At 59.7% G+C, this 13,188-nt stretch carries 11 protein-coding genes; 6 read left to right on the top strand and 5 right to left on the bottom strand.

Features of this window, described 5'->3' with window-relative positions:
• Positions 1-56: 56 nt before the first annotated feature.
• Together JJE47_10105 and JJE47_10100 are read left to right on the top strand one after the other, a co-directional pair.
• On the top strand, positions 57-566 hold the full coding sequence (locus JJE47_10105) for a DUF456 domain-containing protein (GenBank protein ID MBK5267774.1): 510 nt from the start codon (positions 57-59) through the stop codon (positions 564-566).
• 73 nt (positions 567-639) lie between these two features.
• Positions 640-2,001: a TrpB-like pyridoxal phosphate-dependent enzyme gene (locus JJE47_10100; protein MBK5267773.1), complete on the top strand. Its 1,362-nt coding sequence runs from the start codon at positions 640-642 to the stop codon at positions 1,999-2,001.
• Position 2,002: 1 nt separating this feature from the next.
• Here JJE47_10100 and JJE47_10095 read toward each other — a convergent pair whose 3' ends face one another.
• Positions 2,003-4,057, bottom strand: a complete 2,055-nt coding sequence (locus JJE47_10095; GenBank protein MBK5267772.1) for a M15 family metallopeptidase — start codon at positions 4,055-4,057, stop codon at positions 2,003-2,005.
• 84 nt (positions 4,058-4,141) lie between these two features.
• Here JJE47_10095 and JJE47_10090 point away from each other — a divergent pair, with 84 nt between their 5' ends.
• Positions 4,142-4,753 (top strand): TetR/AcrR family transcriptional regulator, encoded by a 612-nt coding sequence (locus tag JJE47_10090; GenBank protein ID MBK5267771.1) that lies wholly within the window; start codon positions 4,142-4,144, stop codon positions 4,751-4,753.
• On the opposite strand, the gene JJE47_10085 is transcribed toward JJE47_10090, so the two are convergent.
• From JJE47_10085 to JJE47_10070, 4 genes are read right to left on the bottom strand one after another with little or no spacing between them, the layout of a single operon-like run.
• Positions 4,707-5,816, bottom strand: coding sequence for a DUF1015 family protein (locus JJE47_10085; protein MBK5267770.1), 1,110 nt, complete (start codon positions 5,814-5,816; stop codon positions 4,707-4,709). The two genes, JJE47_10090 and JJE47_10085, sit on opposite strands and share 47 nt — an antisense overlap.
• Entirely contained in the window at positions 5,816-6,895 is a 1,080-nt protein-coding gene (gene serC, locus JJE47_10080) for a 3-phosphoserine/phosphohydroxythreonine transaminase (GenBank protein ID MBK5267769.1), read from the bottom strand. Before serC ends, JJE47_10085 begins: the two co-directional genes overlap by 1 nt.
• Before the next feature lie 6 nt (positions 6,896-6,901).
• The gene (locus JJE47_10075) at positions 6,902-8,104 is read right to left on the bottom strand and encodes a hydroxyacid dehydrogenase (protein MBK5267768.1); all 1,203 of its coding nucleotides are present in this window, start codon (positions 8,102-8,104) and stop codon (positions 6,902-6,904) included.
• Between the two features lie 35 nt (positions 8,105-8,139).
• Positions 8,140-8,451, bottom strand: a complete 312-nt coding sequence (locus JJE47_10070; protein ID MBK5267767.1) for a hypothetical protein — start codon at positions 8,449-8,451, stop codon at positions 8,140-8,142.
• Between the two features lie 33 nt (positions 8,452-8,484).
• Here JJE47_10070 and JJE47_10065 point away from each other — a divergent pair, with 33 nt between their 5' ends.
• From JJE47_10065 to JJE47_10055, 3 genes are all read left to right on the top strand, one after another.
• Positions 8,485-10,083 carry an acyl-CoA carboxylase subunit beta gene (locus tag JJE47_10065; protein ID MBK5267766.1) on the top strand — a complete coding sequence of 533 codons (1,599 nt, stop codon included), beginning with the start codon at positions 8,485-8,487 and terminating at the stop codon, positions 10,081-10,083.
• Positions 10,084-10,223: 140 nt separating this feature from the next.
• Entirely contained in the window at positions 10,224-11,039 is an 816-nt protein-coding gene (locus JJE47_10060; GenBank protein ID MBK5267765.1) for a M23 family metallopeptidase, read from the top strand.
• 82 nt (positions 11,040-11,121) lie between these two features.
• Positions 11,122-13,089 (top strand): ATP-grasp domain-containing protein, encoded by a 1,968-nt coding sequence (locus JJE47_10055; protein ID MBK5267764.1) that lies wholly within the window; start codon positions 11,122-11,124, stop codon positions 13,087-13,089.
• The last annotated feature ends 99 nt before the right edge of the window (positions 13,090-13,188 follow it).

Genomic DNA, 13,188 nt, shown 5'->3' with positions numbered 1-13,188 from the left:
CTTCACCCCAAGCGTACATGGACGGCGTCCCGTCAACCCCCCGGTAGCCTGCACGGATGGAGCCAACCTCAGCAAATATCTTCCTGGCCGTTCTGGTCGCTTTTGGAATGATCGCCGCTCTGGTCGGCACCATCTTCCCTGCCGTCCCCGGGGTCGGATTGGCCTGGCTCGTGGCGTTGGTTTTCGGCTTCCTGGCGGGATGGTCACCACTGGCGGTTGGTTTTATGGTCGCCATCACCCTCACCACAGCGGCGGCATTCGGGCTCGGCGTCATCGTGCCCAAACGTGCCACAGACGCCGCCGGGGCCAGCCGCCGCGCAACCTGGGCCGGTTTGGCAGGGGCGATCATCGGGTTTTTTGCCATTCCGGTGGTGGGTTTTGTCATTGGCGGAGCGGCCGGCGTGTACCTCGCCGAATTCGGGATCAGCAAAAACCACGCCGTTGCTTGGATTTCGACCAAGGGGACCCTCAAAGGATTCGGCATTGCTGCCCTGATTCAGGTCGGCGCCGTTCTCGCCATCGGGGTTCTCTGGCTGGTCTGGGCGTTTCTTGAGTTCACGATGTAACCGACACGTGGCGACCACAGGCCAAGACGGTGCGGTAGGTTGAGCTGGCGATGCTGGAAGGAGCATGAAGCCCATGAACGACCATACGAAGATCTTGCTCGACGAAGACGAGATGCCAACCCACTGGTACAACATTGTCCCCGATCTTCCCTCCCCTCCACCCCCAGCCTTGCACCCCGGAACCCACCAGCCGATCGGCCCAGACGACCTGACTCCTCTCTTCCCGATGGAGCTGATCATGCAAGAGGTCAGCCAGGAGAGCTACATCGAGATTCCCGAGGAAGTTCGCAACATCTATCGCTCCTGGAGACCGTCTCCTATGTACAGGGCGCGGCGCCTCGAACAAGCGCTCGGCACTCCCGCCAGGATCTACTACAAGTACGAAGGAGTGAGTCCAGCCGGTTCCCACAAGCCAAACACAGCTGTCCCTCAGGCCTACTACAACGCCAAGCAAGGCGTGAAGAAGCTGACCACCGAGACGGGGGCAGGTCAATGGGGATCAGCGCTCGCTTACGCTTGTGCGCTTTTCGACATGGAGTGCGAGGTCTGGCAGGTACGGGCATCGTACGACGCCAAACCATACCGTCGATCTCTGATGGAAGTTTGGGGTGCCACCGTCCATCCGAGTCCGTCTCCGCTCACCGCTTCGGGAAGAGCGATTCTCGAGGCAGATCCGGACAGCCCCGGAAGCCTCGGGATCGCCATATCTGAAGCCGTTGAAATGGCCGTGGCCGATCCTGACGCCAAATACGCCCTCGGCTCTGTCCTCAATCATGTGCTTATGCACCAGACGATCATCGGTGAAGAGGCACTCCTCCAGATGAAGAAAGCCGGCGAGACGCCTGACGTGCTCGTCGGATGCACGGGCGGTGGGTCTAATTTTGGCGGCCTGTCTTTCCCGTTCATTCGCGAAAAGATGGCTGGGAACATGAGTCCCGAAATCAGGGCAGTTGAACCGGCAGCCTGCCCATCTCTAACGAAGGGTATCTACGCCTATGATTTCGGCGATACAGCCGGAATGGCGCCGCTTGTCAAGATGCACACACTCGGCCATGACTTCGTTCCGGACCCCATCCATGCCGGCGGGCTGCGCTATCACGGTATGGCACCACTGGTGTCACACCTCTACGAACTGGGCCTAATGACGGCCACCGCCATCCACCAGACGGAATGTTTTGCCGCCGCCATCCAGTTCGCAAGGACCGAAGGAATACTTCCCGCCCCCGAACCCACTCATGCCATCGCCGAGTGCATCCGGGAGGCGAACGCCTGTAAGGAATCTGGCGAAGAAAAGGTCATTCTCATGGCGCTGTGCGGTCACGGACATTTCGACCTTGCTTCCTACGACGCCTACCTGGCCGGCGAACTGGAGGACTACGACTATCCGGAAGAGAAAGTGCTGGCTGCCCAGGAGCGGATCCCGGTTATCGCATAGGCTACCCGAGCGCCCGGTGGAGAAACGCCGCCATCTGGCCCCGGGTGACCGCCTGCCTCGGGCAAAACAACGTGTTGTCAGGCGGATTGCAGCCAATCGTCACCCCGGCGGCAGCCAGCTTCTCTATGTCCGATTCGAACACGGAACCGTCGTCATCGCTGAATGGATTGTCAAGCCGATCGGTGTAACCGAGACCCCGGACGAGAAAGGCGGCCATCTGTTCTCGAGTGACAGGCTTATCCGGACAGAACCGCGTGCCATCCCCGCAGCCGAGCGTGATACCAGCCGCGGCCAATCGATCGATGTCAACAGCAAAGATACTTTCGCTCGTATCCGTGAATTCGGCACTCGGAGCAGCTGGGAGATGGAACGCCCGCGATAGAAAGGCAGCCATCTGACCACGGGTAACAGCATCCCCCGCACAGAATTTATCGTTCTTTGGTGGGTTACATCCGAAGGTGACGCCTTCGCCAAATAGCCATTCAATGTCAGCCTCGAAAAGGGACGTATCGTCGTCGAAGAACGTGCCGTTGTAGACAAGTGGATCCCACTCGTCAGGACATTCCCATTTCGGGTTCCGGAACCACGACGACGTCGGAGTGCCGCTGCCTCCCAGGTACGCCGAAAAAGAGCTCCCGCCGGCATTCACCCATATGTCATCGCGACCGTCACCATCGAAGTCGGCCACCGTCACAACCCCTGAGGAAATATCAATCGCACTGCCGGCGGTCAGCATCTGGCCCGCATTCGTGTAGATGTGTACGACCGCGCCACCGGAGTGCGGTTCGAAGGCGTACAAGTCGGGGCGATCATCAAGATCGCGATCACCAAGCGAGAACTGCCACCCGGCCGTATCACCGAACAGTCCCACAAATTCAACCGATTTGGTCGTGAATCCAGAAGCACCGTCCCAGACCTCGACATCGGAGGCCGATCCGCGGTTGACGATCACATAGATGTCCGGGGAACCATCCCAGTTGTGGTCGCCAACAAGATAGGTCTGGTCTGGCCGAACCGGTATCGACGTCGCAATCTTTATCGTGTCACCCGCTTCACCACGCTGCGAAACCAACTCGATCGTCACCAGGCTCCCCGATTCGTCCACCACCCCGACCTCGGACCGTCGGTAACCGGCAAAGTCACCGACGAGCACCTCATCGGTAGAGATCGAAGCGTTGGGTATTACCCCCGAGACGCCGGTGCACTCGGCGTACTCCGACCGGGTGGAGACATATTGAATTACGACGTTTCCATTCTTGTCAAAGGCCCGGATCGGATCCGGGGCTCCGTCGCCACTCACGTCGCCGATGAGGTGAACACCGGCCAGACCCCCAAAAAAGGTGGGTTCGTCAAATACCTTGGATGAAAAATCAGTCGCTACGGTCTTCACGGAGTACGACGGATCCGGGGATCCGAACCCGTCCGTGAAACCGGGTCCCTGCCACGAAAAATGCATTGGGTCTTTTGAACCGTGCCAATCGCCACCCCAGCAAAACCCGGCGTCGGTCCACGCCTTGACGAACCAGGGAGGCATGTCAGTCCTGAAGCGATCGCCATCCTCGAATGGTCCCGCCTGATAGGGGTTCGTGTTCGCATTGATATCGATCGCTATCCCGAATGCGTGTCTGGAGACTCCATATGATCCTCCGACGGTTCGTGCGGAATGCGCGTAGGTGTAGCCACCGATGGCGTAATAGTGGCCTTTGGCTTGCTCAGCGGCCAGGTTGGCGGCGGCCTTCTTGAACGCCGGGAGTGCCCGTTTGTGTATCCGGACCGTCCGTCCACCACTCATTGGTACGGTCCACGTGACCAGTTCGGCGCTTACGGCTCCGATGGTGCGCCCGAACATGTCGCCGTATGGTCCTCGCAACGGCTCGCTGGAAGGTAAGGACCCGATTCTCGTTGCCAATGGCGTGGGTGTCTGGAGGCCCCCGCAGCCATCTGATTCGTTTGAGTTCGGCCAGGTTTCTCCGATGGCAAGAACCTCATCGGGAACCGCGCCGACAAAGAGTCCGACAAAAAGGAGGAGAACGAGAAGGCTGGCCGGAATCTTCACGCCGGTCAGCCTACCGAAGCCCCGGTGGTTGTCCCAATGTCATCAAAACACGACCGAACCCGACCGGGCCTACACTTGCCTCCGATGACAACGACCGAACCGTCCCGCCGAGAAATGATCCTCGATGCTGCCGTTGCGTTGTTCCGAACCCAGGGATTTCACGGGGCCGGCATCGATGACATCGGGGCAGCGGCCGGTATTTCTGGACCCGGGGTCTATCGACATTTCGAAAACAAACATGCGCTTCTGGTCGCCATGTCCGAGCGGGTCGTCGAGCGATTGTTGGCCCACAACGAGCGGGTCGCCCAAGAGGAAGCGAATCCGATGAAGGCCCTCGAACGGCTTGTGAAAACTCACGCTTCGTTCGTCTTCAGTTCGCGAGAACTCATCACCGTCTACGTAATCGAGGAGCGCAACCTGCCCGGCCCGGCCCGGGACCGCGTGAACCAGAAGCAACGCGAATACGTCAATGGGTGGGTCAACTTCTTGTCGCAGCTTGCCCCCGACGGGGACGAATCACAGCTAAAGGCGGTCGCCATTGCTGTGATCGGCATGATCAATACGGCCGGGCATCCCGACTCGAAAGATCAGAACCGGGCCGTCGTAGAACAGATGGCAATGGCGTCCCTCATGGCCGGCGCCCTGGCAGTCAATCGAAATAGCGGAGAAAGAGTCCCGAACGAGGTTTCGGACTGAAGTACGTCGACTTGGCTGGCATGTTCTCGTGGGCGTCGGCTACTGCCATCATCTGATCGATGGTCGGATCAGCCAGCAGAAATGCCACGCCATCGGCCTCGGCTACCTGGACAGCATCTATCGGAACCGGACCGGGCACCGCGACGACATTGCCGCCCGGAACCGATGACCCCATCAGAGGCCCGATGACATGCTCATCGAGACGAGCCGAATCGAGTCGGGCGGCTGGGGAGTCGGTGGTGGCGGCCGGCAGGCGCACCAGCCATCGTTGGTTTTTGAACAAGGCGATCGTGTGGCCAGGGGCTGGTCGCTCAAGGTCCGTGACCCGGGCACCGAGGGCCTCCAACCTGGCGATCACCTCGGCGGCATCCATCCGCAGCAAGATGCGATTGTATGCGGCCACGGTCATGTCGTCGTGGGCAAACAGAACCGCCAACAAGGCCGGCTTCACATGGTTGCGCTCTGCGTATGATTTGAGCGAGGCGACCCGGTGATGACCATCGGTGATATAGACAGCCTCGATCGATGCTCCGGCGGTCCTAACGTCATCAGCAGACACTTCCCATATCGTCTGGCGAAGTCCATCCCGGCTTACAAAATTGTGACTCGGGATTCCCGCGGTAGTAACAGCCATCAACGCTTCCATGGCTTCGGTGTGGCGGTAGGCCACGGCCACCGGCGACGAAACCACCCTCACCTTCTCGGTGTAGGTAACCAGCGCTTCGACCCTGCTGGGGCTGGTGGCCTCGTGCGGTCTGACCAAAGCCAGTTGATCGAATGGGATCCCACAAACGAGACCAGTTTGCAGGCTGTCACCCTGCTGCAATCGGTAGCAAAACGCTCGAGAACGGGGCTCGTCGAAGGCCAACCGAACCCGGTCGAGCCCGGCCACCGCTGCGCCGATCGGATCCGATCCCAAACCGATGGCATGAAGGAAACTCAACGGCTCATCGTCCGCCAGAGCAGCACGCTCACGGGCCGTCAAATTGTCGTAAGCCGGAATAGCCACCCGATCGGCCAGCTCGGGACTGACCAGAGAAACCGCGATCGGTTCCAGATGCATCAGGCGTTGGCCGACCGAAAGTCGGCCATCAGCTCCACAAGTGCGTCAACAGCTTCAACGGGCAGAGCGTTGTACAGGCTGGCCCGTACTCCCCCGACGGTTCGATATCCCTTGAGTCCACTCATGTTCCGACGGGTCGCCTCGGCGAGAAACCCCGCGTCGAGTTCCTCAGACGGAAGGTGAAAGACCACATTCATGTGCGACCGGGATCTTCGATCGACCTGGCTCCGGTAGAAGCCATCGCTGGCATCAATCGCGTCATACACCAACCCCGACTTCCTGGACGCCTGGGATTCCATCACCGCCAGGCCCCCCTGCGATTCCATCCAACGAAGAACCTTGCCGACCATGTAGACGGCATAGACCGGTGGCGTGTTGTACATCGAATTCTTGGAGGCGTGGATGTCGTAGCGCAAGTACGCACCAAGATCGCGATTGGTCTCCTCAAGGACTGAATTCCGTATGAACGTGATATCCACCCCGGCGGGTCCCAGATTCTTTTGGGCGCCGCCGTAGACGAGATCAAAAAGATCCCACGGAATGGCACGAGTCATGTAGTCAGATGACATATCTCCCACCAGCGGAACACCTACGTCGGGAAACTCATTGAACCGGATACCTCCGATCGTTTCGTTCGATGTGACATGGAGGTACCGGGTGTTTGGCTCGATGACAATCTCTTCGGGAGCCGGCATGCGCCGGTAGCCTTCCGATCCACCGTCCCAAGCGGCGTAGAGATCACCGTGATGGCTCCCGTCCGACAGCGCTTTCGAGGCCCATTCTCCGGTCACGACATGGGCGCCTCGCTGCCCTTCCGCCAGAAGATTCATGGGAATCATTGCGAACTGAAGCGTCGCTCCGCCACCGAGAAACACGACGGAGAAGTCGTCTGGAGCGCCAAAGACCGACTTCGCTTTCGCCATCGCTTCCATGTGAACAGCATCGTATGTGGACGAACGATGGCTCATCTCGACAAGTGACATGCCGGCACCGTGATAGTCGACAAATTCGACCTGGGCTTCCTCGAGAACTTCGAGAGGCAGGGTGCACGGGCCGGCACTGAAATTGAACTTACGCATGGGGAACTACTCCTCTGTTTGCACGGTGACCCCGAGCACGTGGTCGACCTGGCGAAGTTGATCGGCAACCTCGTCGCTAATGCCCTGGGCAGTACGAATTGTCGCCACCGCCGCAACGGCGCCCTGGAAGATCTGATTATTCATCTGTTCGACGTTGACATCAGCAGCTTTCAACACACCAAGCAGCTCAGACAAGACGCCAACCTTGTCGAGATGACGCACCGTCACCGTGCAAGGTCCGAGCGGGGTGTCTACGAGGTTGACACAGTTGGTTACTTCGCCATTTGCGAAACGTTCGACAATCGACGCTACCTCTTCGGCAATGGCATTCTGGGCCTGTTCGGTTGACGCACCAATGTGATGGGTGCCGTATACCCTCCGATGGCGGGCAATTTCCGACACGAACTCGCCTGCAGGCGAAGTCGGCTCGTCCGCAAATACATCGAGGCCGGCCATCATGTCCCGCGTATCAAGTGCCTCCATGAGGTCCGCTTCGTTCACAACCTCCCCCCGCGACGTGTTGATGATCCAGGCCCCATCGCGGCATTTGTCGAGGAAGGCCCGATCGACGAGGTGCCGGGTTGACTCGATCAGCGGTACATGGAGCGACACGATGTCGGCCGATCCGAGCAACGTGTCGTCGTCCGGCACGAAGATCACTCCCACTTGCCGCGCCCTGGTGATACTCGCCTTGGGACGACCACCCTTGTCGGCGGCCAGCACAATCATGTCAAAGGCCCTGGCCCGTTCGGCGACGGCCAGCCCGATTTCTCCCAGGCCGACCACTGCCAGCGTCTTGCCCGCTAGCCCATCGGCCTTCGAGTACAGCTTCTTGTTCCAAACGCCTGCCCGCAAATCCGCCACATTGTCAGGGATCCGGCGGTCGATTGAGGTAATAAGACCCATCACGAGCTCCGCTACCGCAATGGCGTTCTTGCCCGGGACGTTGCAGACGAAAATGCCACGCTCGGATGCCGCCTGCACGTCGATTGTGTTGGTACCTGCACCAGCCCGGATGACCAGTTCGAGGCTCCGCCCGGCAGACAACACTTCGACAGGGACTTTCGTAGACCGCACGACCAGGACCTCGAACGAATCAATCGCTTCGATCAAGCCATCTCCATCGAGATCTGGTCGGATGTCGACCGTGTGCCCGACAAATTGGGACCGGAGGTGCTCAGGGAAAGAATCGGCAAACAGAATTCGCATTGCCCGCATGTTTAGCAGCTATTCGCGAACCGGGACTACTGCCAGAGACCATCGGCCAGGAAATATATGAAACCCGCGACGGCTGCGATGAGGAGTACCAGCCCGATGATCACGACCGATTTGTCGACAAGAGGATTCATCCGCGTGGCCGGCCGATCAAGTTCCAATACCTCACACGCCTCTGCGACGTCGGCGGGACGAACCATCAATCGTCCCTGCCGGGGGCCCTCCCCGCCAAGGTTTTCGACAAACACAAAGGCTTCCATACCCCCTGATTCCAGCTTCGCCCTGGCAATCTCAGCCTCGGTGTCACTCAAATAGAGAGCAATCTTAACCAGGTCGTCCATACCGCCGATGGTAGTCCGACTAGTCTCGCCGCCATGCCGCAGATCACGTCAAAGATCGACCCACACTCGGATCAATACCTGGCGAATCAGGCCGCCATGCGCGACATTTTGCTCGAATTCGAGACCGAAATGGCCCGTTCCAGGGCGGGCGGGGGCCCCAAGTACGTCGAACTCCATCGAAGCCGGGACAAACTGCTCGTCCGCGAACGAATCGAGCTTCTCATTGATCGTGACGCTCCGTTCCTCGAACTCTCGTCATTGGCCGCCTGGGGTACGGAGTTCCCGACCGGTGCCAACGTCGTCACGGGAATTGGCATCATCAATGGAGTTGAGTGCGTTCTGTCTGCCCACGACCCGACGACGCAGGCGGGAGCTTCCAATCCGTACTCGCTCGCCAAGTCGCTTCGGGCCCAGGACATCGCTCTTGAGAACCGGCTACCGATGGTCAACCTGGTCGAGTCTGGTGGCGCCGACCTACCCAACCAGAGCGAAGTTTTCCTGAACGGGGGCAAATGGTTCCGCAACCTGACGAACATGTCGAAGCAAGGCATTCCAACCATTGCACTCGTTTTTGGGAACTCCACAGCTGGCGGAGCATACGTCCCGGGGATGTGCGACTACGCGGTCATGGTCAAAGAACGGGCCAAGGTATTCCTCGGAGGCCCGCCACTCGTCAAGATGGCGACGGGAGAGATTTCAACCGATGAAGAACTCGGCGGGGCGGAAATGCATTCGCGGGTATCCGGGCTGAGCGACTACTTCGCTCAGGACGAATACGACGCCATTCGAATCGGTCGCGAAATCGTCGGCCACCTCAACTGGCGAAAGGCCGGCCCGGGTCCATCACGACCAACCCGCCCGCCCCTCTACGACGCCGAAGAGATCCTCGGAATCGTTTCGTCGGATCTGAGGGTGCCATTCGATATGCGAGAGATCCTCGCCAGGATCGTCGATGGCTCCGAGTTCGACGAGTACAAGCAGTTGTACGGGCAGTCTCTGCTGACCGGGTGGGCAACCATATATGGTTACCCGGTCGGGGTTCTCGCCAACCAGTCGGGGGTTCTCTTTTCTGAAGAAGCCGAAAAAGCCACGGAGTTCATACAGCTCTGCAATAGATACGACCTGCCTCTCATCTTCATTCACAACACGACCGGCTACATGGTCGGCAAGCAGTATGAGCAACAAGGCATCATCAAAGACGGCGCGAAGATGGTGAATGCGGTCGCCAACTCTGAAGTCCCCCACATCGTGCTCATGGCGGGCTCGTCTTACGGGGCCGGCAACTACGGCATGGGCGGCAAGGCCTTCCGTCCTCGATTTGTATTTGGCTGGCCAAACCACAAGGTGGCGGTAATGGGCGCCGAGCAACTGGCCGGCGTCATGGACATCATCACACGGGCCGGGATGGAACGGCGTGGACTCGATGTCAACGAGGAAGCACTCGAAGCACAGAAGGATGTCATTCGACAGCAAATCCTCCGCGAGGAGATCGCCTACTTCTCAACCGCCCGGGTGAAGGACGATGGTCTGATCGACCCTCGCGACACGCGCCAGGCATTCGGAATGGCACTCTCTGCTGTGCACTCGGGACCAGTCAAGGGGACGGACGCTTTCGGCGTTTTTCGGATGTAGTCCGGGCGAACTCGATTTCAAGTTGTCTCGCTCACCTGCATAGGGTTCCATCATCACGGTCGCTGCGGCCTCAAGCTTCCAGACGAGAACGTCGATACCTAGTGGTCGAAAACCAATCCTCTACGCGAGAAAAACTCCCCATGAAACAAATCTTCGTTGCTCTCCTCATCGCGCTCACCCTCATCCCGGCAACATCGACTCCGGCCCAGGCGATCACCGAACAAGACATCGTTTTCCCGGTGATTGGCGACGTTCAGTTCGACAACAGCTGGGGCAACGCTCGATCCGGGGGACGACGTCACCAGGGAACCGACATCATGGCCGACAAGATGCTGCCGGTCGTCGCCGTGGCCGACGGTGTGATCGACTGGGTTCACGACGGCACCCGCAAAACCTGCTGTGCGCTCGGCATCACCCACGATGACGGCTGGGAATCGTATTACATCCACATGAACAACGACACCCCGGGCACCGACGATGCCAGAGGCTGGGGATTCGCCCCTGGTATCGAAGAGGGAACACGCGTGATCGCCGGACAGCTCATCGGCTGGGTCGGCGATTCGGGAAATGCCGAAGGAACCGCCTCTCACATTCACTTTGAACTCCATCAGCCCGATGGAACCAAGATCAATCCGTACGACTCCCTCCTGGCCGCCCCCCAGGCTGCGACCTTGACTATCGCAGGCTCGATCCCGTTTGACGCCGCCACGGCGATAGCCGACTCCCTCGGTGGGCGGTTGCCAATCGGTGACTTGACCACCGTTGGCGAAGACGCCCTGCCGGCCACTGCCGCCACCGTCCGGGTCAACGATGACATGCTGCTCTTGCTCACGAGGCAGAGCCACGTCGCAGAGTCGGTTGACTTTCTCTATCCCACCGTCCAGGTCGTGGAGTTCATTCTCATCGAGGAACTCGAGACAATCCAGGCCAGACTTGAGGTCCGCCCTCCCGCCTAGGACTCCAACGGGCGGCGCCTGCCGCGATCGGCATTCGGTCTCCTACTCCAGTTGGCTACCGTCCCGCTAGCCTCGGCATACGATGATTTCCAAGCTGCTGATCGCCAACCGGGGCGAAATCGCCCGCCGGATTATCCGCACGTGTCACGAGATGGGTATTGCCACCGTGGCAGTCTTCTCAGATGCCGATAAGGACGCCTCTTTTGTACACGAGGCAGGCGAGGCTTTCGCACTTGGAGGTAACACCCCGGCGGAGTCATACCTCCGGGGCGAGGCCATCATCGAGGCGGCCCTGGCCACCGGATCAGATGCCATCCACCCCGGTTACGGTTTCCTGGCCGAGAATGCCAAGTTCGCATCGGACTGCGCAGATGCCGGGGTCATATTCGTTGGTCCGTCACCGTCCTCCATCGCCGACATGGGCGACAAACTGTCAGCCAAACGAACGATGGAGGCTGCCGGGGTACCAACCTTGAAGAGCGTTCTGGTCAGCATCGAAGACCCGGAATCAGCTGCTACAGAAGCAGCTGGGATCGGCTACCCGGTCCTGGTGAAAGCCACTGCCGGCGGTGGCGGCAAGGGTATGCGAATCGTCGCATCCGAGGATCGACTGGCCGACTCGATCGCCGGCGCTGCCCGCGAGGCAGAAGCGGCCTTCGGGGACGGAACCGTGTTTCTGGAACCGTACCTGGACGCTCCCCGGCATATCGAAATCCAGGTATTCGGAGATAGCCATGGCAACGTCACGCACCTGTTCGAGCGCGAATGCTCGATCCAACGTCGCCATCAGAAGATCATCGAGGAATCGCCGTCCCCCGCACTGACTCCGGAGTTGCGAGCTCAGATGGGAGCGGCTGCAGTGACCGCCTGCCGGGCGGTTGATTACGTGGGAGCCGGGACCGTCGAATTCCTTTTCAAGGATGGTGACTTCTACTTCCTCGAGATGAACACCCGCCTTCAGGTCGAACACCCGGTGACCGAGTGCGTGACAGGTCTCGATCTGGTCCGACTTCAGATTGAGGTCGCCGAGGGCCGTGCGCTACCAACCGCCGCGTTGACACCGACCATGACCGGCCATGCCATCGAGGCGCGTCTCTACGCCGAGGACCCACGTAATGGGTACCTCCCTTCGATCGGCACCATCGATCGCTTCCAGATCGACGGTGCCAGGGTTGATAGCGGGGTTGAAGAAGGAAGCGAAGTTTCAGTCTTCTACGACCCGATGATCGCCAAGGTGGTCGTTCATGCGGCAACCCGTCAAGACGCCAGCCGTCAGCTCGCTACCGCGCTGGCCAATGCATCGATCCACGGGGTGATCACGAACCGGGACCTGCTGGTGGGGATTCTGCGACACCCCGAATTCGTCTCCGGTGAAACGGACACTCACTTCTTGGAGCGCAACCCTGCCGGGACGTTGGGAATGCCACGGGCCGACGACTCGGTTACCCAGCGTCACGCGGTTGCCGCCGCCCTGGTCGGCCAGTCACATCGGAGGGAAAGCTCAAAGGTGGTCCCGGACCTGCCAAGCGGATGGCGAAACAGTCCCTCTCAACCACAGAGCATCTCCTATATGGGACAGCATGGCCCTCTCCACGTGTCATACCTCTTCAATCGGGACGGAGTCAGCGTGTCGGTCAACGACCAACCGATGCCACTGACGATCCACTCCCTCGGCGATTGGAGTGCAGACCTGCAATTTGGATTGAACCGGCGGCGATATCAGGTGCGCGAGGTGGGTGACCGATGGCTGGTCGACGGACCTGACGGTGCATCGACGTTGATCGAACTGTCCCGGTTCCCGGCCTCGGAACCAGAAATCGTTGTCGGCTCCATGGTTTCACCCATGCCGGGTCGGGTGATCCGCGTAGACGTCGCTGACGGCGACCGAGTAGCGGCCGGAACGAGCCTGGTCATCATCGAAGCGATGAAAATGGAACATACGATCGCCGCCCCGGCGGCCGGCACGGTGACCTCTGTGAACGTGACCGTCGGCGAACAAGTTGGCGCCGAACAAGTACTGATCGTTATCGAAGCCGACGAATCGTCGTGAAGCCGACGAATCGTCCTAATCGTCGTCCTGGCTATCGGCCAACTCGGCCGCTCTCCGATGGTGGGCCGCCTGCCTCCTGTGGAATACCGAAACATTTGG

Source organism: Acidimicrobiia bacterium, from assembly GCA_016650365.1.
Lineage (GTDB): Bacteria > Actinomycetota > Acidimicrobiia > Spongiisociales > JAENVV01 > JAENVV01.
The sequence above is the reverse complement of the archived record's forward strand: the minus strand, read 5'-3'. Positions and strand labels throughout refer to the sequence as shown.

Bases quoted from the DNA above. Each gene is read 5' to 3' on its own strand.
- JJE47_10105 (MBK5267774.1), top strand. From the start codon at position 57: ATGGAGCCAACCTCAGCAAATATCTTCCTGGCCGTTCTGGTCGCTTTT.
- JJE47_10100 (MBK5267773.1), top strand. From the start codon at position 640: ATGAACGACCATACGAAGATCTTGCTCGACGAAGACGAGATGCCAACC.
- JJE47_10090 (MBK5267771.1), top strand. From the start codon at position 4,142: ATGACAACGACCGAACCGTCCCGCCGAGAAATGATCCTCGATGCTGCC.
- JJE47_10085 (MBK5267770.1), bottom strand. From the start codon at position 5,816: ATGCATCTGGAACCGATCGCGGTTTCTCTGGTCAGTCCCGAGCTGGCC.
- serC (MBK5267769.1), bottom strand. From the start codon at position 6,895: ATGCGTAAGTTCAATTTCAGTGCCGGCCCGTGCACCCTGCCTCTCGAA.
- JJE47_10075 (MBK5267768.1), bottom strand. From the start codon at position 8,104: ATGCGAATTCTGTTTGCCGATTCTTTCCCTGAGCACCTCCGGTCCCAA.
- JJE47_10070 (MBK5267767.1), bottom strand. From the start codon at position 8,451: ATGGACGACCTGGTTAAGATTGCTCTCTATTTGAGTGACACCGAGGCT.
- JJE47_10065 (MBK5267766.1), top strand. From the start codon at position 8,485: ATGCCGCAGATCACGTCAAAGATCGACCCACACTCGGATCAATACCTG.
- JJE47_10060 (MBK5267765.1), top strand. From the start codon at position 10,224: ATGAAACAAATCTTCGTTGCTCTCCTCATCGCGCTCACCCTCATCCCG.
- JJE47_10055 (MBK5267764.1), top strand. From the start codon at position 11,122: ATGATTTCCAAGCTGCTGATCGCCAACCGGGGCGAAATCGCCCGCCGG.